Consider the following 19,744-nt stretch of genomic DNA (forward strand, 5'->3'; position numbering starts at 1 on the left):
ATGTGCATGCAATGACGTTAACAGAATCGTCCTTCGGTTAACAGAGGGTGGTGCTAAGAATTGTGGGTAATCGAAAGCCCGCATCCACCATCGTTTCACTAACTTCTCCTTTGGAGCGCAAGTCTCAGGCTCGCGCCCCGACCCTCAACGCTGCTGCTGCGCGGCGAGCACCGGATCGACCACCTTGGGCGCCGTCGTCTTGCGATTCAGATCCTGGATGAACGCTTCGCTGAGCGCCACAACCTTCGCCGACGCGCGCGGATCGAAAAGCGCGTGGTCGAGCTCATCGAAAACGACCGCCTTCACATTCGAAAAGCGCGACAGTTTTTTACCGCGCTTGCCAAAATGGGCGTTTAGCTGCTCCATGCCTTCGTCGCCTGAACCGTAGATGAAGAGCGTCTGCACGCCCTTGCGTTCGAGCGCGTGAACGACGCCGTGCGGGTCTGCCAACGCATCGACTTCTAGCGCGGCGTCACGGTTGCCGGGCAAGTCCAGCCGATGCGAGCGCAGACGTGCGATCAAGTTCGACGCAACCGCCTGCGCGATCGGCCGGAAACTGCGCTTTCCACTCAGGACGAGCCACCACTTGGACGGCTTGAGGATCGCCGGCCCGACACGCTTCATCGAGTTGCGCTGAAGCTCCTCAAGGTCCGCCATCGACATGCCTTCGGGAATGTGAAAGCGCGCGATATTGACCGCAATGACCGCCGTGAGCGCCGGCTCCACGAGCGACGCGCGCAACGCGCTATAGGCGCCCGAGCAGATCCCGAACGAGATGACGGTGTGATAGCCCTTGCGCTTGAGCCAAGCGGCGGCCGTCCCGACATCCTCGATCGTCGTGGATGCATGGATCGACGGAAACAGGTCGAGCGGCCCTTGCGCGGTGCGCGGCGGACTGTCGCCGATGCCGCGCGCGTCGATACGCATCGACGCGATCCCGCGCTGGGCCATTTCCCGCGCGATGCGCACCGACAGCCGGCTATCGCCATGGTGCACGCTGCCGGCCGTATTGGTGATCAGCATGACGGGTCCGAACGCGAGCCTGCCGCGCGGTTCGCACAGCATGCCAAAGAGGCCGTTGGCGCCAAAGATGACCGGGCGCTCGCGGGCCTCGGGCGTGTCGATGATCGCGTCGTCGTCGAGTGATACGCTTGGTCGTGCGCCCTTGTTCAGCGCGCTTCGGACGCGCGTGTCCGGGGTGCCGTCGGCGATCCATTGCGCGACGCGTGCAAGCGCGCGAGCCGGCACGACCGACGATTTCGTCTCATCGACATACTCGAAATAGCCTTCCATCACAGCCGTCTCGACCTCGACGCCACGTCCGCGCAGCGTCGAGCAAAGCGCGGCGCTGGCGCGCGCGCGCGAATCGAGCACGAGCGCGCGCGAAGGAATCGAAGCGTGGTCGTCCATCGCCTTCGAAAGATCGAGCGCGTCCAGTTCGCTGCAAAGCGTGTCGCTGTAAAGCTGTCCCAGCACGTTGAAGGGCTTGTCGCGCTGCATGCTGCGCAAAGGCTCGGCGAGGTTGTCGAGCCAGACCTTGCGCAGTGCCGCCAGTTCGCGCAGATACGCGCGCCCGCGGGTGACGGGTGCGAGCAGCACGAGCGAGTCGACCTCGCATCGACGCGATGCCAGCGCCGCCATGGTCGCACCGAGACGCAGGCCGCATAGCGTCACGCTCGTCACGCCGGTCTCCTTCAACCGCTCGACGGCCGCAACGATATCGGCAACGAAGGCCTCGAAGTGATGCGCATTGCCGTCGACGCCCGCGGAGTCGCCCGTCGAGAGATAGTCGAAGCGCAGCGCGGGAATGCTATACGCGGACAGCTCCTCCGCGAGATACCGGATGCCTTTGTGACACCACGGCTCTTCATGACCGAACGGACTGCAGATCACCACGCCATGCGTGCCATGCCCGGGATGAAGCCATCCAAAGCGTCCACCGAACGCGATCGGCTTCATGAGTTGCCTCGACCGGCTGGGTTATCGTCGCCCGCGATAGCCGGGTGGCAAATAACGGATGTTGCAACTTTGCTTGCAACCGCACCGCGCGATGTTCTTGTCTTGTAGCGCATCAACCTAAAGCCTCTTTTTGTTTTTGAGCGTTTGAGGCGATTGGATCGTTCTTTAGGCAGGGGTTCGGTGCGCTAAACAACACTGTACGAAGCAGGGAACGAATTTGACCTGGACAGGGCATTCAAGAGATCAGGCCGCAAACCATTGCCTCCCAACAGCGCCAAGGCTTTGAGGTGATTGGAACGTTTGCCTTTTAACGAATGCGTCAAGCGACGCGACCATGGGTAATGCATATCGGTTTTAAATGCGTCGATCGGGTTTTACCCGTAAGCGAGACGCTAAGCGGACTGTGGGGGTGCGCACATAGCGTTATCGACCGGCACGATAATCTGTTCGCGAGGGAAAGTGACCCCCTAGTCAAAAGTGGGGCATTTGTAGGAATGCGATTGCCGCGGCGACTGCCAGCGGCAAATAAATACTCTATAACGCGTTGTTCCAATACGGGTGCGCGATGAATCGCGAGAACATCTTCGGGGGAAGCGTGCGTATGTACGCGCGTGAGCCTTTGTTTCAAAATCTACCTGAGCGAGTCGCTCAAACCCGCATGTCGCGCTTCACCGCAGCGCTTGAGGCCTCCACAGGCGAGCGGTTTGCGGACTACCCGGCACTGCACGCCTTCTCCACGCGCGAATTCCGCCGTTTCTGGCCGTTCTTCCTGCAATGGACCGAAGGCATGGAGTGGTCAGGCAGGCCGGAGCCGGCTTGCGTCGGCGATGAATGCGAGACTGCGCGCTTCTTTCCGAACGTCGAGCTGAATTACGCGCAAAGCCTGCTTGGCCGCAAGATCGGCCCGGACGAAGCGCCCGCGTTGACTGCGTGCTATGCCGACGGCCGTCGCGAAACCATCACGCGCGGCGATCTGCGCGATCGCGTCGCGCGGCTTGCTCATTCGCTCGGCGAGCTCGGGCTGCGTCCGGGCGATCGCGTAGTCGCGATGATGCGCAACGACGCCCAGGCGATCATCACGGCGCTCGCTGTGACGGCGCTTGGCGCGACGCTCTCGACCGCGGCGCCCGAAACCGGCGTCCAGGCGATCCTGGATCGCTTCGCGCCGCTCGAGCCACGCATGCTGTTCGCGCATACGACGCAGCGCTCGTTCGATACGGCGGGCTCGATCGCCGCGCACGTCGCGGCGGTGGCCGCGGCCTTGCCGACGCTCACCGACGTCGTCTGCCTCGACGAGACGCCGCTGCCGAGCACGGTCAGTCAGCCTCAGCATTCGCTGCGCGATCTCATCGTGCGGGGCAATGCCGAGCAGTTCGAATGGCGGCACTTTCCGTTCAACCATCCGCTTTTCATCATGTTCTCGTCGGGCACGACGGGAAAGCCCAAGTGCATCATGCATGGGGCGGGCGGCACGCTGCTCGAGCATCTGAAAGAGCACCAGTTGCATAGCGACCTGGGTCCCGGCGACAAGCTCTACTTCCACACGAGCTGCTCGTGGATGATGTGGAACTGGCAGTTGTCGGCGCTGGCATCGGGCGTCGAGATCGTCACCTACGACGGGCCTGTGACCGAAGTCGACACGCTCTGGCGCCTCGTCGCCGATGAACGTGTGACGGTGTTCGGCACGAGCCCCGCTTATCTCAAGATGAGCGAGGACGCGGGTCTCGAACCGGCCAGGCAGTTCGCACTCGATGCGTTGCGCGCGATGATGTCGACGGGCGCCGTGCTCTACGACACGCAGTTCGAATGGGTGAACAAGCAGGTCAAGCCGCTGCAGCTTCAATCGATTTCAGGCGGCACCGACATCATCGGCTGCTTCGTGCTCGGCAATCCGAACCTGCCGGTCCATGCGGGCGAGGCACAGTGCAAGAGCCTCGGGCTCGATGTGCAGGCGTGGGACCAGGGCGTGTCGACCTTCATGACCGGCGAGCTGGTCTGCGTGAATCCGTTCCCGTCGCGCCCGCTCGGCTTCTTCGGCGACGCTGACGGCTCGCGCTTCCATGCGGCCTATTTCAAGGCGAACCCGGGCGTATGGACGCACGGCGACATCATCGAGTTTTCGGGGCAGGGCTCGGCGCGCCTGCACGGCCGCAGCGACGGCGTGTTGAACGTGCGCGGCATCAACGTGAGCCCGGGCGAGATCTATCGCATCCTGAGCGACATCGCCGAGATCCATCAGGCGATGGTCGTCGCGCAAGCCCCCGACGAAGCGAGCGGCACCGGTCAGCGCGTCGTGCTGCTGCTCGTGTTGCGTCAAGGCGCGCGCATGAGCGCCGCGCTCGCGTCGCGCGTGCGGCGTGAGCTGATGCGGCAAGGGTCGGCGGCGCTCGTGCCGGACGTGATCGCCGAGGTGGAAGCGCTGCCGTTCACGCACAACGGCAAGGCGTCGGAGGCCGCCGCGCGCGATGCCGTCAACGGTTTGCCGGTGCGCAATCTGTCGTCGCTGGCAAATCCGGGATGTGTCGAGAAAATCAGCGTGCATCCGGCGCTTGCCCGCAAGCGTCGCGAATTGCCGGAACCGGGCGAATCGACCGAGCAGACCGAAGCCTATCTGCGCGCGCTCTGGGAGCAGCTTTTCAGCTTTTCGCCGATCGGTCTCGACGATAACTTCTTCGAACTCGGCGGCCACTCGCTGCTCGCCGCGCAAATGCTCGCCGAGGTCAAGCGGGCCACCGGACGCACCCTGCCGCTCGCGACGCTCATCATCGCGCCGACCGTGGCGCGGCTCGCGGCGGTGATCGTGGAAGACGGCGTGCAGGACGCGCATCCGAATCTCGTGCCGATGCGCGCGGGGCGCGGGCGGCCGGTCTTCATGGTCCACAGCATCACGGGCTCGGTGATGGAGTGCCTGACGCTTGCCGGCACGCTGCAAAGCGAGCGGCCCGTGTACGGCCTGCAGGCGCGCGGGCTCGACGGAGACCTGGAGCCGCAGCGCTGCGTCGTGGCGATGGCGCGCGTCTACGTCGAGCAGATGCGCGCCGTGCAGCCGAGCGGGCCGTATGCGCTCGTCGGCTATTCGTTTGGCGGGCTGGTGGCCTTCGAGATCGCGCAGCAATTGATCGCGGCGGGCGAGAAGATTGAACTCCTGTGTCTGCTCGATACCTACGTCGACGAACGCTATCTGCCGCTGCCCGCGTGGGTGCGCTTCCAGTCGGAAGTCATGGCCGATCGCGTGCGCACGTTCCGCGAGCTCTCCACACGTGAGCGCCTGGACTACGTGAAGGAAAGGCTGTCAGGTGCCGCCGACCGGATCCGCATGCGGCTCGGCAAGACGGCCTGCAAGCCCGCCTCTGACACGCAGGGTCTGCCGCCGGTGCTGCGGCAGGTCCGCGAGTCGATGCGCGTCGCAATGGCGACGTATCGGCCGCGCCGCTACCTCGGCAGCCCGATCGTCTACGTGCGGGCGTCCGTCAGGGAAGACGGGCAGGGCGATCCTTTGCCGGCATGGCAGCGGGTCGCGCGGCTGGGCCTGATGGTGAAAAACGTCAATGGCGCGCATACCGATCTCGTCGTCGAGCCGAACCTCGCGACGGTCGCGGATATGCTCGCGCGCCGGCTGACCGGCGCCTGACGAGCACCGCGGGCGCGGCGGAGTGATTCCGTCGCGCCCGCCATACGCCTGGAATCCGCGAGCGATTCAGGCGCAATTCCTCGCTTTAAATCAATCCTTTCAAATAAATTGCTCATATGTTTAAAGCCGGCTTTAAACCGGCGGTATGAGTACGTCTGAATATTCTTCATACCGTTTAAACCCTAATTAAGCTGATAAATTAAACCGGTATCTATGTCCATGTAAATTTGGACACAAAGGCAAATTATTCCGCGCCACCTAAATCATACGATCATATTACGTACGTTTTGAAACAAGTGTAACGTGGAACAACATTTGGTAATCTGATACGATCATTAAAAGTCGGTAATAAGTTACCGATCAGCTGTTGGTTAAAGCGTTTAATCGGTTTATTTTTCACCATCGAAACGCAAGCCGTAGCGCTCCTTCCGGAAGACCTGCTTTACCAACCCGAAGTTTTTTATTCGCTTTTAAAGCGGAGAAACGCTTCGGGAATCCGCTCGCACCTGCGCGTTTTCGCATGCCGATTACGCGGGGCAACGCGTACGTAAGCGCTCGGGCTTTTTGCGCCCGTTATCTCGCTTGATTTCCCTTTAAACGCCTGTGTGGTTGAGATCGTGCCTGGGTTTCGGCTTTTCGATCGCGCCGGCATAGCTGGAAGACTTGAATGATTAAGTACAACTCAGCCGCAACACTCCCGGTTACCGACACTCAACTTGCAGTCCGTCGTAAATTTCTGACATCGCTCTTGGCCGGCAGCGGCGCACTCGTGCTGGCCGCGTGCGGCGGCGGCAGCGATCCTTCTGATCTCGACGCGGTAGCGAACCGGAGCTGGCGCCGTCGCGGCGCTTCGTCTTCGAGCGGCGCCAGCTCCACGCCAGCAGCGAGCACTCCGGCTGCGACCACGGCGGCGGCCAGCACGCCGACGAGCACCAACGGCGTTCTTCTCGACACGTCTTTCGGCGTCAAGGGCGACGGCAGCACCAACGATCGCGCCGCACTTCAGCGCGCGATCGACGGCTCCGTCGGACAGGTTTTGCTGATTACCGGCAAGAGCCGTATCGATGCGACCGGTCTGACCCTGCGCACCAACAGCCATATTCGTTTTGCGAGCGGCGCCTCGATCAAGCTGCTTTCGCATAATGCCCAGACGTATGAAATCATGCGTTTGTGGGACGTGAATAATGTCACGCTCGAAAGCCCGAATCTCGACGGCAGCAAGGAATTGAATTCGGCTGGTTCAGGCGAATGGGGAATGGGGATTTCCATTATGGGCGCAACGAATTGCACCATCACGTCTCCGAATACGATCAATTGCTGGGGCGACGGTATTTATATCAATAATAGCGATCGCGGTGCCATCAGCAAGAACATCACGGTCAATTCGCACCACGCGAGCGGATGCCGTCGTCAGGGCGTATCGATCATCAGCGGCAGCGGCATCACGTTCAATACGCCGCTTTGGGAAAATATCGGTGGAACGCAACCTGGCGCCGGTCTCGATATCGAGCCGAACGATAATAACGCGGTGATCGAAAATATCCGCATCGTCAGCCCGACGACGAAAAACTGCGCCGGCGGCGGCATTCTGATTTATTTCGGCTTCTTCGCGGGTCCGGTCGCCAAGACGGTCAGCGTCAACATTAGCGGCCATACGGATACGGGCAGCCCCGGCGGCGCATTCAACGTGCAGGGCCTGCAATTGAATGGTTACGTCGTGAAGGGTTCGATTACCAGCACCAATCCGGTCTGGAAACGCGCAATGAGCCTGGAAGATTGGGACAAGGGCGGCACGACGGTGACCGTCGCCGGCGCCAAGATCGGCTGACGTAAGTGTTCTGACGGGGGTGCGATACCGCAACGGATCGCGCCCCCGATGTCTGACCGGGCCACGCCCAACCCTCCGCGCTTCACCTCTCGCCTCAAAAACAGCACCCGGCATTGACCGCGCATGCTGATCCTTATTCTTCTGTTGGATATCCCACAGTATCTTGCGTGAAAACCATAATATGTCTGGTCGGACATTTTATGGTTTTCCCTATTTTACAAATCAGATAATCGTCTTCGTAAAACGTTTGCGCGTCGGTTTATAGCCGGATAAGGCTGGGGTTAATTTGTGTGCACTATCGCGCATACTTGGTGCGCCCTTGTGCCGTATCGTTGCGTCTGGGAAAAGGGCGATTATTGTTTAATCGTCTCGGGGAACATTTTCCAGAGGAAAATAACGATGAATAGTTTAAAAACAAGTCGACGCTCAAGTTTGCCGCATTAGTAGATAAAGCCTTCTTTCCAGAAGGAAGTTCCTTCGAGCCGATTTCTCATCCGGCGATCAATCCAAATTGGTCGCGCGCGGACGAGAGGGATGCGTTTATCCCTCGTTCGAATTCGCGTGCCTGCGCGGTCAAAAGAAAACCACGTGACGAGACGTGTCCATGAAACATAAAAATCAAGCGTCAGAGGCAATACTAGAGCGTAACGATGAATTCGATCCCGGATCGATCATCGACACGTTAGTTAATCACCGCGTCATGATCATCGTGACGACGATGCTCTTCGTCGTGATGGGCGCTCTGTACGCGTTCTGCGCGACACCCGTCTATCGGGCGAACATCTCGATCAAGGTGGAAGACAACACCCCGACCGCGCTTCCGGACTCGAAAGACCTGGTGCGCAACGCGTCGTCGATGTTCGAGGAGAAATCCTCGGCCGAAGGCGAGATGCAGATCCTGCGCTCGAAATCCATCGCGATGCAGACGGTGGATTCACTCAAGCTCTATATCGAAGCCGAGCCGAAGCGCCTGCCGGTGTTCGGCGGCCTGATCTCGCGTCACAACGACACGCGGCTCACGCCCGGCATCTTCGGCTGGGGCGGCTACGTCTGGAGCGACGAAGCGATCAACGTCTCGACGTTCGACGTGCCCAAGAAGGAAGAGGGCGCCGGCTACACCGTTACCGCGCTGTCGAGCGGCCAATACCAGCTGCGCGGACCGGGCATCGAGCAGCCGCTCACCGGCCGGGTCGGCGTGGAAGAGCAGTTCGAAAGCAGTCACGGTCCGGTCACATTGCTCGTGAGCAAGATCGACGGCGAAAGCGGTGCGACGTTCAACCTCACGCGCCATTCGCGCCAAGAGACGCTCGAGCAGTTGCAAAAGCGCCTCCAGGTCGACGAGCAAGGCAACAAGTCGAACATCCTCGGTGTGTTGCTGGAAGGCAGCGATCCGGTTCTCGTGAGCACCATCCTGAACGAGATCGGCAAGGAGTACGTGCGTCAGAACGTGAACCAGAAGGGTGCCAATGCCGAGAAGTCGCTGACTTATCTCGAGCAGCAACTGCCGACGGCGAAGCGCCAGATGGAGCAGGCCGAGGACGCCTACAACCAGTATCGCAACAGCCACGGCCTCCTGGACGCGGACGAAGAAGGCCGCCTCATCCTGAGACAGGCTACCGAAGCGGACTCGCGTCTCGCCGATCTGAGGCGTCAGCGTCAGGACCTGACCGCGCGTTTTGCGCCGTCGCACCCGAGCGTGGCCGCGATTGACCAGCAGATCGCCGGTACCAACAAGTACGTCGAGACCCTCGCAGCCCGCGTCCGGGCGATGCCGTCGGCCGAGCAGGGTGCGCTGCGCCTGATGCGCGACATGCGTGTCAGCTCCGATATGTACGCGGCGTTGCGTAACAACATCGAAACGTTGCGTCTGGTGAAGGCCGGCAAGTCCGCCTCCGTGCAACTGCTCGATACCGCGGACGTCCCCGAGCGGCCGGTCAAGCCGGTGAAGTCGCTGATTCTGCTGGTGGCTGCCGTGCTGGGTCTCTTCATCGGTGTCGGTCTGGCCTTCCTGCGCGACTACCTGTTCAAGGGCGTGGCCGATCCGGAAGAGCTCGAAGCGCGCACTGGCCTGAGCGTCTACGCGACGATCCCGGTCAGCGACCGTCAGTATGAACTGACGCGCCGTATGTCGAGCAAGGGTGAAGAGCCGCTGGCTCTGGCGAACCGCTTCCCGATGGACCCGGCAGTCGAAGCGCTGCGCACGATGCGCGCCTCGCTCCAGTTCGCGCTGAACGGTGATCGCAACAACGTCGTGATGCTCGCGGGACCGCTGCCGGGGATCGGCAAGTCGTTCCTGTCGGCGAACCTGAGCACCTTGATGGCTGCTGGCGGAAAGCGCGTGCTGCTGATCGACGGCGACCTGCGCCGCGGCCATTTGAACCAGTACTTCGGTTTGCCGCGCGGCGCCGGCCTGGCTGATCTCGTCGCCGGAAATCGCTCGCTCGACGACACCGTGCACAAGGAAGTGTTGCCAAATCTCGACGTCCTGCAGTGCGGTGAATATCCGCGCGACCCGGCCGAACTGCTCCTGAGCGCCAATTTCAGGGCAACGATTCGCGCCGCGTCGGAGCAATACGACATCGTCCTGCTCGATGCTCCAGCGATTCTCGCCGTCTCCGATACGGCAACGATGGCGCCCGTCGCCGACTCGATCTTCCTGGTCGCGCGTTTCGCCGACACGCGTGCCGGCGAGATCTCGGAATCGGTCAAGCGTCTCGCACAAACCGGCTCGAAGGTCGAAGGCATCTTGCTGAACGGCTTCAAGGTGAATCGCGGCAACTACGCCCAGTCACGCCGGTACGGCAACTACGCATACGAAGCCTATTACTCCGATTCAACGAAATAAACGCGCGCTTGCCCGGGCAAAGGTCCACTTCGCTGGACCTTGCCCGCGGGTTCGACAAGACGCGGTACCAAAAAAAACAGGGGAGCAGTCATGCACTCGTTAAACGAGCTGAAAGTCGCCGTAGTAGGTCTGGGTTATGTCGGGTTGCCGCTTGCGGTTGAGTTCAGCAAGCGTCGCCCGGTCGTGGGGTTCGACATCAACAACGCGCGCATCTCGGCGTTGCGTGAAGGGCGGGACATTACGCTCGAAATCAGCGACGAAGAACTGGCCGCCGCCACGGGCATGAAGTTCACGGCGGATGTCGCCGAACTGAAGAGCTGCAACGTGTACATCGCCACCGTCCCGACGCCGATCGACGAATACAAGCGTCCCGACCTGCGTCCGCTGATCGGCGCGAGCGAAACCATCGGCAGCGTGCTGAAGAAAGACGACGTGGTCATCTATGAATCGACCGTCTATCCGGGCGCGACGGAAGAAGAATGCGTGCCGGTTCTCGAACGCGTGTCGGGCCTAAAATTCAACGTCGATTTCTTCGTAGGCTACAGCCCAGAGCGGATCAACCCGGGCGACAAGACGCACCGCGTGACGGATATCAAGAAGGTCACGTCGGGCTCGACCCCGGAAATCGCCGAACTCGTCGACGGGCTGTATCGCGAGATCATCGTCGCAGGCACGCACAAGGCGAGCAGCATTCGCGTCGCCGAAGCGGCCAAGGTCATCGAGAACACGCAGCGCGACGTCAATATCGCGCTGATCAACGAACTGTCGATCATCTTCAACAAGATGGGCATCGATACCGAGTCGGTCCTGCAGGCCGCTGGAACGAAGTGGAACTTCCTGCCGTTCCGTCCGGGTCTGGTGGGCGGCCACTGCATCGGCGTGGACCCGTACTATTTGACGCACAAGGCCCAGGCGATCGGCTACCACCCCGAGATCATTCTCGCGGGCCGCCGCCTGAACGACAGCATGGGCGGCTACGTCGCGGCACAGCTCGTGAAGGCGCTGACCAAGCGCCAGATCGGCGTCGCGGGTGCGCGTGTGCTGATCATGGGCCTGACGTTCAAGGAGAACTGCCCGGACCTGCGCAATACGCGGGTTGTCGACATCGTCGCGGAATTGCGTGAGTACGGCGTCGAAGTCGATGTCTACGATCCGTGGGTCTCGAAAGAAGAAGCGCGGCACGAGTACAACCTCGACCCGATCGAGCATCCGGCCAAGGGTGTCTACGACGCGACCATCCTCGCCGTCGCGCACACCCGATTCCTGGAACTCGGTGAGGACGCGATCCGCGTCTTCAACAAGCCCGAGCACGTGCTCTACGACCTGAAGTACCTGCTGCCCGCAGCGTCGAGCGATCTGCGTCTCTAAACGGATCCGCAACACGTCGCGCAGCACGCTGTACGCCACGCCATCACAATGTGATGGCGTGCTCATCTCAAACGGAGGGCATCGATGCCTGATCGCTACAACATCATTCGGCAACGACTTGCGCAGCACCCGCAGCAGTGGCTGATCACCGGCGTGGCCGGGTTCATCGGCTCGAACCTGCTGGAAGCGCTGCTCAAGCTCGATCAGACAGTGGTCGGACTCGACAATTTTTCGACCGGCTACCAGCACAACCTCGACGAAGTGCGCTCGCTCGTCTCGCCGGAGCAATGGAAGCGGTTCAGGTTGATCGAAGGCGACATTCGCCGCATGGACGATTGCGTGAATGCCGTCAAGGGCGTCGATCACGTGCTGCACGAGGCGGCGCTGGGCTCGGTGCCGCGCTCGGTGAACGACCCGATCGCGACGCACGAAGTCAACATCAGCGGTTTTCTGAACATGCTCGTGGCCGCGCGCGATGCTGAAGTATCGAGCTTCACGTATGCCGCATCGAGCTCGACGTACGGCGACCATCCGGGCTTGCCGAAAGTCGAAGACCTCATTGGACAGCCGCTCTCGCCGTACGCCGTCACCAAGTACGCGAACGAGCTGTACGCGTCGGTCTTTGCGCGCACGTACGGCTTCAAGACGATCGGCCTGCGTTACTTCAACGTGTTCGGCAAGCGCCAGGACCCGGACGGCGCCTACGCCGCGGTCATCCCGAAATGGACGGCCTCGCTCATCCACGGCGACGACGTCGTGATCAACGGCGACGGCGAAACCAGCCGCGACTTCTGCTACATCGACAACGTCGTGCAGGTGAACATCCTGTCGGCGACGTCGGAGGAAGAAGCACGCAACCAGGTCTACAACGTCGCCGTCGGCGATCGCACGACGCTGATCCAGCTCTACGACGGCCTTCAATCCGTGCTCGGCGACAACGGCGTGTCCTGCGACAAGCGTCCCGTGTTCGGACCGTTTCGCGCCGGCGACGTACGTCATTCGCAAGCCAACGTCGACAAGGCGCATCGTCTGCTGGGTTACGACAACACGATTCCTCTCGCGGAAGGGTTGTCCCGGGCGATGCCCTGGTACATCCAGTTCGTGGCCCCACGGTGATGTCTTCAGGATTGCCCGCGTCGCGGGCGCACTTCGGCACGGCCGATGTGTCGGCAACGCGTAGTTTTTCTTTAGGACGGTAGCGTCAATGTCTCAGATCGCAGGTTGGCGAAGCCGTCTTCTGCAGATTCATCCTGACCATTCCCGGATAGCGCGCAGTGCGGTCTGGGTTTCCCTATTCGCGCTCATGGGCAAGTCGGCCGGCGCGCTCAAGGAAATGGCGATCGCGTATCGCTATGGCATCAGCAACGTCGTCGATGCGTATCAGCTCACGCTCACGCTGATCACCTGGCTGCCGGCGACGTTCGTCGCTGTCTTGAGCGTCGTGCTCGTGCCGGCGCTGGTCGAATTGCGCGCGAAACCCAAGGAGGAGCAAGCGAAGTTTCTCGGCGAACTCGACGTGATGGCGATCGTCGTCGGCATCCTGTTCGCGGTCATTCTCTACTTCTCCTGGCCGTATGCGCTCGATTTGATGGCGCGCAACCTGTCGGAAGAGACCCGCGTGATGTCGCGCCGGATGATGCTCGGCATGGCGCCGGTCGGCATCCTGATGCTGACGATCTGCGTCTATGCGGCGCGGCTCCAGGCACGCGAAAAGCATGTCAACACGCTGCTTGAGTGCGTGCCGGCGGTCGTGCTGCTGGGCTTCGTCCTCGCCGGGCACGATGCAAGCTCCCCGGTGCCCTTGATCTGGGGCACTACGCTCGGCTTCGTGTTCCAGGCGGTGATATTGGGCGTGCTCTCCGGGCGCGCCGACAAGCTACGCGCGCGATTCAGCTTCTCCCTCAGCTCGCCGCAGTGGCCGCACATGTATCGCGCGGTCGGCGTGTTCATGATCGGCCAGTTGATCATGAGTCTTGCCACGCCGCTCGATCAATATTTCGTGGCAGGTCTCGGCGACGGCGCCATCGCAACGCTTGGCTATGCGAGCCGCGTGCTTGCGCTGATCGTCAGCATGGGCGCCGTGGCGATCGGCCGGGCGACCTTGCCGGTTTTATCAGAGCTTTTGAGTGCAGGAGACCACGCTCGCGCCCGAAGCGTCGCGCTAAAGTGGTCGCTCCTCATGCTGGCGATCGGTAGCGTGGCGGCGGTGGTGGCGTGGTTCCTCGCGCCGATGGTCGTGAAGCTGCTGTTTCAGCGCGGTGCCTTCAGCGCTGCTGACACGGTGGCGGTGTCGAACCTCTTCCGCTGGGGATTGATTCAGATCCCGTTTTACTTCGCCGTGCTGGTGCTGGTCCAACTCTTCGCGAGCGAAGGTCGATTTAAAGCAATGGCAGGCATCGCGGCGGCGAATTTCGCCGTCAAGGCGGTTGCCAATTACTTCCTGATTCGTTGGTTCGGCATCACGGGGGTCGTTCTTGCAACCGGCGTCATGGGCGCGAGTTCGTTCGGATGCTATCTGTTTCTCGCGTTGTCAAACGGGTCATTAAAGAATAAGACGGGTCCGCTATGAAGATTCTGTTGTTCATCCATTCCCTGCATTACGGCGGTGCGGAGCGCGTGGCAATGAACCTATCGAGCGAATGGGTCGCGCAAGGTCTCGATGTCAGCGTCGTGACGCTGACATCCACGGCAAGCGATTTCTATGAGCTGCACGATTCGGTCGAACGCATCACCCTCGATCTCGCGGGCGCTACGGGCGGCTTCGCGGGCGCAATACTCGCGAACGCGCGCCGGATGCTGGCATTACGTCGCGTGCTTAAGCAGGTGAAGCCGGATGTCGTGATGGGCATCGAGACGCGGCCGTCGATTCTCGCGATCCTGGCTGGCCTCGGCTTGCCATGCAAGGTGATCGCGACCGAGCACATTCACCCGCCGATGCTCTACGAAGGCAAGTTCTGGGAAACCATGCGCCGCTGGACGTATCCCTTCGCGGACAAGGTTGTCGCGTTGACGCAGAAAAGCAAGGTCTGGTTGCAGGACAACTGCAATTGCAAGTCCGTGAGCGTCATTCCGAATTCGATCTCGTTGCCGATTCCGGTCGTGGAACCCATCGTACCACCGCAGCAAGTAGTGGGCGCCGAGCGTCGCGTATTGCTCGCGGCGGGACGCATGGCGCCGCAAAAGGGCTTTGATATTCTGATCGATTCCTTCGCCCGGATCGCAAGCGACTTTCCCGCGTGGGATCTCGTGATCCTCGGCGATGGCGATGATCGCCGCGCGCTCGAAGCGCAAGTGGCGGCGGCGAAGCTGGGCGATCGCGTGCTGCTGGCGGGTCAGGTCGGCAACATGCCCGACTGGTACGAACGCGCTGACCTGTACGTCTTGAGCTCGCGGTTCGAAGGCTTCTCGATGACGATCGTCGAGGCGATGGCGAGCGGCTGCGCCGTGGTGAGCTTCGACTGCGACGCCGGCCCCGGCGACATCATCACGCACGGCCACGACGGACTCTTGGTTCCCGCGGTCGGCGACCCGCAGGAACTCGCCGACGCCCTGTCGACCTTGATGAAGGACGAGAAGAAGCGGGCGCTGATGGCCGAGCGTGCGCGCGCTGTCGTCGACCGGTTCTCGGTGGCCCGTGTCTTCTCGCTCTGGCGTGACGTGTTCACGCAAACCGGCGTGAAGCCTTCGCGGGCCATCGATCGTGCTTCCTTGCGGGTGACGGAGTGAGCGCCGCGCTTTCAATCATTCAGCGGGCGGAGACCTGACATTCCATGAATATCGTCTTGTTCATTAGCGCGATGCAGGATGGCGGCGCCGAGAGCGTCGCCGCGACGCTGGTCAATGCGTGGGTCGATCGCGGCGAAACGGTGACACTTGTCGCCACGTATTCCGGGCGGAGCACTTGCAACTACCCGGTGTCGGAACGCGTGAAGTTCGTTTACCTGGCCGATTTCGTGAAGCGAGGCGGCCGCGGCCCGCTCGCCTTCATCGAGCGCATGCGTGCACTGCGCGCGCTCATGCGCGGCAGCAAGGCGGACGTGATCGTGTCGTTCCTAACGAATGTGAACGTCGCGACGATTCTTGCTTCGCGTGGGCTCGGCATTCCGATCATCGTGAGCGAGCACACCAATCCGCTCGCCGACCGCCGATCGTTGGTGTGGCGTGTCCTTTGTCGATTCGTCTATCCGAAGGCGAACCTCCTGACGCTTTTGACCGACGACGTCGTCGCACCGTACAGAAAGATCGTGCCGGGACTGAAGGACATCGCGGTGATGCCCAATCCGCTGCCCGATGGCCTGTTCTTGCAGCAACTGCAACGGCCCGCCGCGCGCAAACGCGTGATTACGCTGGGGCGTCTAAACAAGACGAAGCAATACGACTTGCTGATTCGCGCGTTTTCACTTCTCGCCGACGAGTTTCCAGACTGGGACCTGTGGATCTGGGGAGAAGGGCCGGAGCGCGCCGCGCTTGAGGCTCAGGTCGGCGAGTTGCGCATGAGCGAGCGGGTCTTCCTGCCCGGCCGCACGCTGACGCCGTGGAACGAGTTGGCGAAGGGCCAGGTTTTCGCGATGTCGTCGAGTCATGAGGGCTTGCCGATGGCGCTGATGGAAAGCATGGCGATGGGACTGCCGGTCGTGTCGTTTGACTGTCCGAGCGGACCGCGCCAGTTGACGCGCAACGGCGAGGACGGCCTGCTCATCCCGCCCGGCGACGCGAACTCGATGGCCGCTGCGCTGCGCCGCCTGATCTCCGACGATCCGCTGCGCGCCGAACTCGGCAGAAAAGCCGCGATCTCGGTGCGAGAGCGTTATTCGCTGAAAGCGGTATTGCAGATCTGGGACGACCTGTTCGACCGGGTTGGCGCGCGTGCGAAACGCCTTGAATCGTTGCATTGAATAAGTCCTGCGGCCGTGACCTGCCGTATCCAACACAAAGCTCAGAAAGCCAGGAGCGGACATGACTGGACGTAAAGTCGTTCTTTTTGCCAACACCGATTGGTATCTCTACAATTTCCGCCTCTCGCTTGCGCAGAAGCTGCGGCAAGACGGCTATGAAGTCGTGTTGCTGTCGCCGCCGGGCGAGTTCGGACCGAAGCTGCAGGCGCTGGGCTTCAACTGGCACGCGATGCCAATGAACCGCCGAAGCCTCAATCCGCTGCGCGAAGTGGGCGTGCTCGCGTGGCTCGTGCGGTTTCTCCGGCACGAAAAGCCTGACCTCGTGCACGGCTTCACGATCAAGAGCGCGGTGTACGGCTCGCTCGCGAGCAAGTTCGCCGGCGTGCCCGCGCGGATCAACGCTGTCGCGGGCATGGGCTACGTCTTCACGAGCCGCGATTTGAGGGCGCGCGTGCTGCGCCCCATCGTGCGCCAGTTGATGCGGACCGCTTTAAACGGCCGGCGAAATGCGCTCGTACTGCAGAACCCCGACGACGTCGCGGTTTTCAAGAGCGCGAAGATCGTCGATGACCAAGCGATTCGGCTCATCAAGGGATCGGGCGTGAACTGCTCGCGATTCACCGCCCGGCCGGAACCAGACGAAGATTCGCGCGCGCCGTTGCGGGTCGTGCTCGCCGCTCGCCTCTTGTGGGACAAAGGCATTGCCGAGTACGTCGAGGCGGCCCGGGAGCTGAAAGCTGAAGGCCGCACGGTGAAGTTCCTTCTCGCCGGCTCGCCGGACGATGGCAATCCGGCGTCCGTCTCCAAAGGACTCGTCGAAGGCTGGGCCAACGAAGGGCTGCTCACGTGGCTCGGGCATGTCAGCGATATGCCGAAGATGCTGTCCGAAGTTGACGTCGTTGTGCTTCCGAGCTACCGCGAAGGCTTGCCCAAGACACTGATCGAAGCGGCCGCGTGTGCGCTGCCGCTGATCACGACCGATGCGCCGGGCTGCCGTGAAGTCGTGAGCAATACGGGCGAAGACGGTTTGCAGATTCCTGTGCGCGACAGCGCGGCGCTCGCTGACGCGATCCGCCTGCTCGACGACGACCGCAAGCTCTGCCGCAAACTCGGCCTCGCCGCGCGAGAAAAAGCGCTCAGCGAATTCGACGAATCGATCGTGATCAGCAAGACGCTGCGGGTCTATAGCGAATTGCTGGACCCGATGCCGCACGAAGTCGTTGTGCCGCGCCAGCGCGAGCGTCAGATTTGAACCCGAGCGGAGGCGCCTGAGCGCCAAGGCAAGCCTCGCATCGATGCGTAATTGCGAGGCTTGCTCCAAGACAGATTCAAAAAAACAAATATCTTGAAGGAGATTCAGTCGCTATGGTCGTCCCGAAATTCCTGTTGCGCTTCGATGACGTCACCCCGGAAATGGCCTGGTCGCGATTCGATCCCTTCGATGAGCTTTCCAAGCATCAGGACCTGCCATTGCTTGTCGGCGTCGTGCCTAAGTGCCTCGATGAGACGCTCGTCATCGAGCCGGCGCGAGACGCGTTCTGGGACACAGTCCGCGGCTGGGTCGATCGTGGCTGGAGCATCGCGCAGCACGGCTATACCCATCAGTACGTGACCGAGCACCCGGGGCTGTTGCGTCTTGGCAGCAAATCGGAACTGGCCGGCCTCTCATACGAAGAGCAGTTTGCGAAGCTGCAGGCGGGAAAGAAGATCCTGCAGGAACAGGGCGTCTGGCAGCCGGTTTTCATGGCGCCGTCCCATTCCTTCGATGAAGCGACGCTCCGCGCACTGGCCGATCTCGACTTCAAGTACCTGACGGACGGAAGCGGCGTCTATCCGTACAAGTTCGGCGGTCTAACGGCCGTGCCGCAGCTGTTCGCCACGCCGCTACATTTTGGCTTCGGCGTGTATTCGATTTGCCTGCACGTCAATACGCTGAGCGAGGCCGAAGTCGAGAAGATCGTCGGATTCGTTAAGAAGAATCGCTCGCGGTTCATCTCCTTCGAAGACGCCACGAGCATCAGGAACCCCGTTCCGGGCGTCGCGATGGCGATGCGCTTTCTAACGTCTACCCCGTTGCGCGCGATGCGTCGCTTGCGGGGCTGAACTCTTATGAGGATGCACGGTGCGCACTAGCCGCAGAGCGGTGAATGTTTTTATCCTTGGCAGCATGGTGGGCGCGATCACTCGCCCGCTCGCTGCAGTAGCCGACGTCGTGACCAATCAGCACGCCTCGACCGACGAAGTTGTCGATCGATGGTTCGGCGTCAGGGCGGACGGCAAGACGAATGACCGTGCCGCGCTCCAGAAGGCAGTCGATAGCGCAGTCGGCAAGACGCTCGTCATTTCAGGCCCGTGCAGGCTCGACGAGCAAGGGCTGCACATGCGCAGCAACAGCCGCGTGCGTTTCATGCCTGGCGCTTCGCTCAAGCTGCTTCCTCACGACAGCCAGAACTACGAGGTCATCCGTATCTGGGACGTGCGGCATGTGGTGCTGGACAATCCGCGCGTCGACGGCAGCAAGGATCTGAACTCCGCGACCGGCGGAGAGTGGGGCATGGGCATATCGATCGCGGGCAGCACCGACGTGACGATCCTATCCCCCAAGACGACTAACTGCTGGGGCGACGGCATCTATATTGCGAACAGCTTCGGCAAGGGTCTGCCGTATTCGAGCGACGTCCGCGTGATGAATCACTACGCTTCCGATTGCCGTCGGCAAGGCGTGTCGATCATCAGCGGCAGGAATATCCTGTTCGATCATCCCGTGTGGGAAAACATCGCCGGGACGCTTCCTTCCGCCGGACTCGACATCGAGCCGAATGCGAATACCGACGTTATCGAGAACATCCGGATCGTCAATCCGACTACTCGTAACTGTCAGTTCGGCATTCTCGTGTATCTTGAAGCATTGCCGGGAAGCCGCGAGAAGTATGTCAGCGTCGTGATCAGCGGACACAAGGACGAAGGCAGCCGGGAAGCGGCCTACAGCGTCTCCGGATTGAAGACGAAAGGCAGCGTGGTCACAGGCTACATCACGAGCAATTCGCCGACGTGGATTCGTCCCAAGCGGGACGCCTTCGTCAGTACCGACTATGACCGATCGGGACCGAGAATAGATATCTCGAATCCCACGATCATCCGCTAGTGCAGTGCGTCACAAATAATGCAACTTAATGACGATTTGTGAGTCTCCATTTGCATGGAGGGAGAACTCATGA

The 19,744-nt window shown here is 61.4% G+C and carries 12 protein-coding genes; 11 read left to right on the forward strand and 1 reads right to left on the reverse strand.

Going from position 1 to position 19,744, the window contains the following annotated elements; genetic code table 11:
* Positions 1-144: 144 nt before the first annotated feature.
* Complete coding sequence (locus AWB67_RS29935; RefSeq protein WP_087659766.1) at positions 145-1,959, reverse strand: serine aminopeptidase domain-containing protein; 1,815 nt, start codon at positions 1,957-1,959, stop codon at positions 145-147.
* Positions 1,960-2,524: 565 nt separating this feature from the next.
* Here AWB67_RS29935 and AWB67_RS29940 point away from each other — a divergent pair.
* From AWB67_RS29940 to AWB67_RS29990, 11 genes are all read left to right on the forward strand, one after another.
* Positions 2,525-5,590 carry an acetoacetate--CoA ligase gene (locus AWB67_RS29940; RefSeq protein WP_087659767.1) on the forward strand — a complete coding sequence of 1,022 codons (3,066 nt, stop codon included), beginning with the start codon at positions 2,525-2,527 and terminating at the stop codon, positions 5,588-5,590.
* Positions 5,591-6,257: 667 nt separating this feature from the next.
* Positions 6,258-7,418 carry a glycoside hydrolase family protein gene (locus AWB67_RS29945; RefSeq protein ID WP_087659768.1) on the forward strand — a complete coding sequence of 387 codons (1,161 nt, stop codon included), beginning with the start codon at positions 6,258-6,260 and terminating at the stop codon, positions 7,416-7,418.
* 604 nt (positions 7,419-8,022) lie between these two features.
* A complete protein-coding gene (locus tag AWB67_RS29950; RefSeq protein WP_087659769.1) occupies positions 8,023-10,263 on the forward strand; it encodes a polysaccharide biosynthesis tyrosine autokinase in 2,241 nt (746 codons plus the stop codon).
* 90 nt (positions 10,264-10,353) lie between these two features.
* Entirely contained in the window at positions 10,354-11,631 is a 1,278-nt protein-coding gene (gene tviB, locus AWB67_RS29955) for a Vi polysaccharide biosynthesis UDP-N-acetylglucosamine C-6 dehydrogenase TviB (RefSeq protein WP_087659770.1), read from the forward strand.
* Between the two features lie 84 nt (positions 11,632-11,715).
* Complete coding sequence (locus AWB67_RS29960) at positions 11,716-12,747, forward strand: NAD-dependent epimerase/dehydratase family protein (protein ID WP_087659771.1); 1,032 nt, start codon at positions 11,716-11,718, stop codon at positions 12,745-12,747.
* A gap of 88 nt (positions 12,748-12,835) precedes the next feature.
* Positions 12,836-14,200 carry a murein biosynthesis integral membrane protein MurJ gene (murJ, locus tag AWB67_RS29965; RefSeq protein WP_087659772.1) on the forward strand — a complete coding sequence of 455 codons (1,365 nt, stop codon included), beginning with the start codon at positions 12,836-12,838 and terminating at the stop codon, positions 14,198-14,200.
* Positions 14,197-15,357, forward strand: a complete 1,161-nt coding sequence (locus AWB67_RS29970; protein ID WP_087659773.1) for a glycosyltransferase family 4 protein — start codon at positions 14,197-14,199, stop codon at positions 15,355-15,357. Before murJ ends, AWB67_RS29970 begins: the two co-directional genes overlap by 4 nt.
* 44 nt (positions 15,358-15,401) lie before the next feature.
* Complete coding sequence (locus AWB67_RS29975; protein ID WP_087659774.1) at positions 15,402-16,526, forward strand: glycosyltransferase family 4 protein; 1,125 nt, start codon at positions 15,402-15,404, stop codon at positions 16,524-16,526.
* A 61-nt stretch (positions 16,527-16,587) separates the two neighbouring features.
* Positions 16,588-17,778, forward strand: coding sequence for a glycosyltransferase family 4 protein (locus tag AWB67_RS29980; RefSeq protein WP_087659775.1), 1,191 nt, complete (start codon positions 16,588-16,590; stop codon positions 17,776-17,778).
* 113 nt (positions 17,779-17,891) lie between these two features.
* Complete coding sequence (locus AWB67_RS29985) at positions 17,892-18,629, forward strand: DUF2334 domain-containing protein (protein ID WP_087659776.1); 738 nt, start codon at positions 17,892-17,894, stop codon at positions 18,627-18,629.
* 40 nt (positions 18,630-18,669) lie between these two features.
* Positions 18,670-19,671 (forward strand): right-handed parallel beta-helix repeat-containing protein, encoded by a 1,002-nt coding sequence (locus AWB67_RS29990; protein ID WP_235025404.1) that lies wholly within the window; start codon positions 18,670-18,672, stop codon positions 19,669-19,671.
* Positions 19,672-19,744: the final 73 nt, after the last annotated feature.

Origin of the sequence: Caballeronia terrestris, assembly GCF_001544515.1 — a bacterium.
GTDB lineage: Bacteria > Pseudomonadota > Gammaproteobacteria > Burkholderiales > Burkholderiaceae > Caballeronia > Caballeronia terrestris.

Coding starts and splice junctions, on each gene's coding strand:
- AWB67_RS29970 (WP_087659773.1), top strand. CDS start 14,197: ATGAAGATTCTGTTGTTCATCCATTCCCTGCATTACGGCGGTGCGGAG.
- tviB (WP_087659770.1), top strand. CDS start 10,354: ATGCACTCGTTAAACGAGCTGAAAGTCGCCGTAGTAGGTCTGGGTTAT.
- AWB67_RS29985 (WP_087659776.1), top strand. CDS start 17,892: ATGGTCGTCCCGAAATTCCTGTTGCGCTTCGATGACGTCACCCCGGAA.
- AWB67_RS29975 (WP_087659774.1), top strand. CDS start 15,402: ATGAATATCGTCTTGTTCATTAGCGCGATGCAGGATGGCGGCGCCGAG.
- AWB67_RS29945 (WP_087659768.1), top strand. CDS start 6,258: ATGATTAAGTACAACTCAGCCGCAACACTCCCGGTTACCGACACTCAA.
- AWB67_RS29960 (WP_087659771.1), top strand. CDS start 11,716: ATGCCTGATCGCTACAACATCATTCGGCAACGACTTGCGCAGCACCCG.
- AWB67_RS29940 (WP_087659767.1), top strand. CDS start 2,525: ATGAATCGCGAGAACATCTTCGGGGGAAGCGTGCGTATGTACGCGCGT.
- AWB67_RS29980 (WP_087659775.1), top strand. CDS start 16,588: ATGACTGGACGTAAAGTCGTTCTTTTTGCCAACACCGATTGGTATCTC.
- AWB67_RS29950 (WP_087659769.1), top strand. CDS start 8,023: ATGAAACATAAAAATCAAGCGTCAGAGGCAATACTAGAGCGTAACGAT.
- murJ (WP_087659772.1), top strand. CDS start 12,836: ATGTCTCAGATCGCAGGTTGGCGAAGCCGTCTTCTGCAGATTCATCCT.
- AWB67_RS29935 (WP_087659766.1), bottom strand. CDS start 1,959: ATGAAGCCGATCGCGTTCGGTGGACGCTTTGGATGGCTTCATCCCGGG.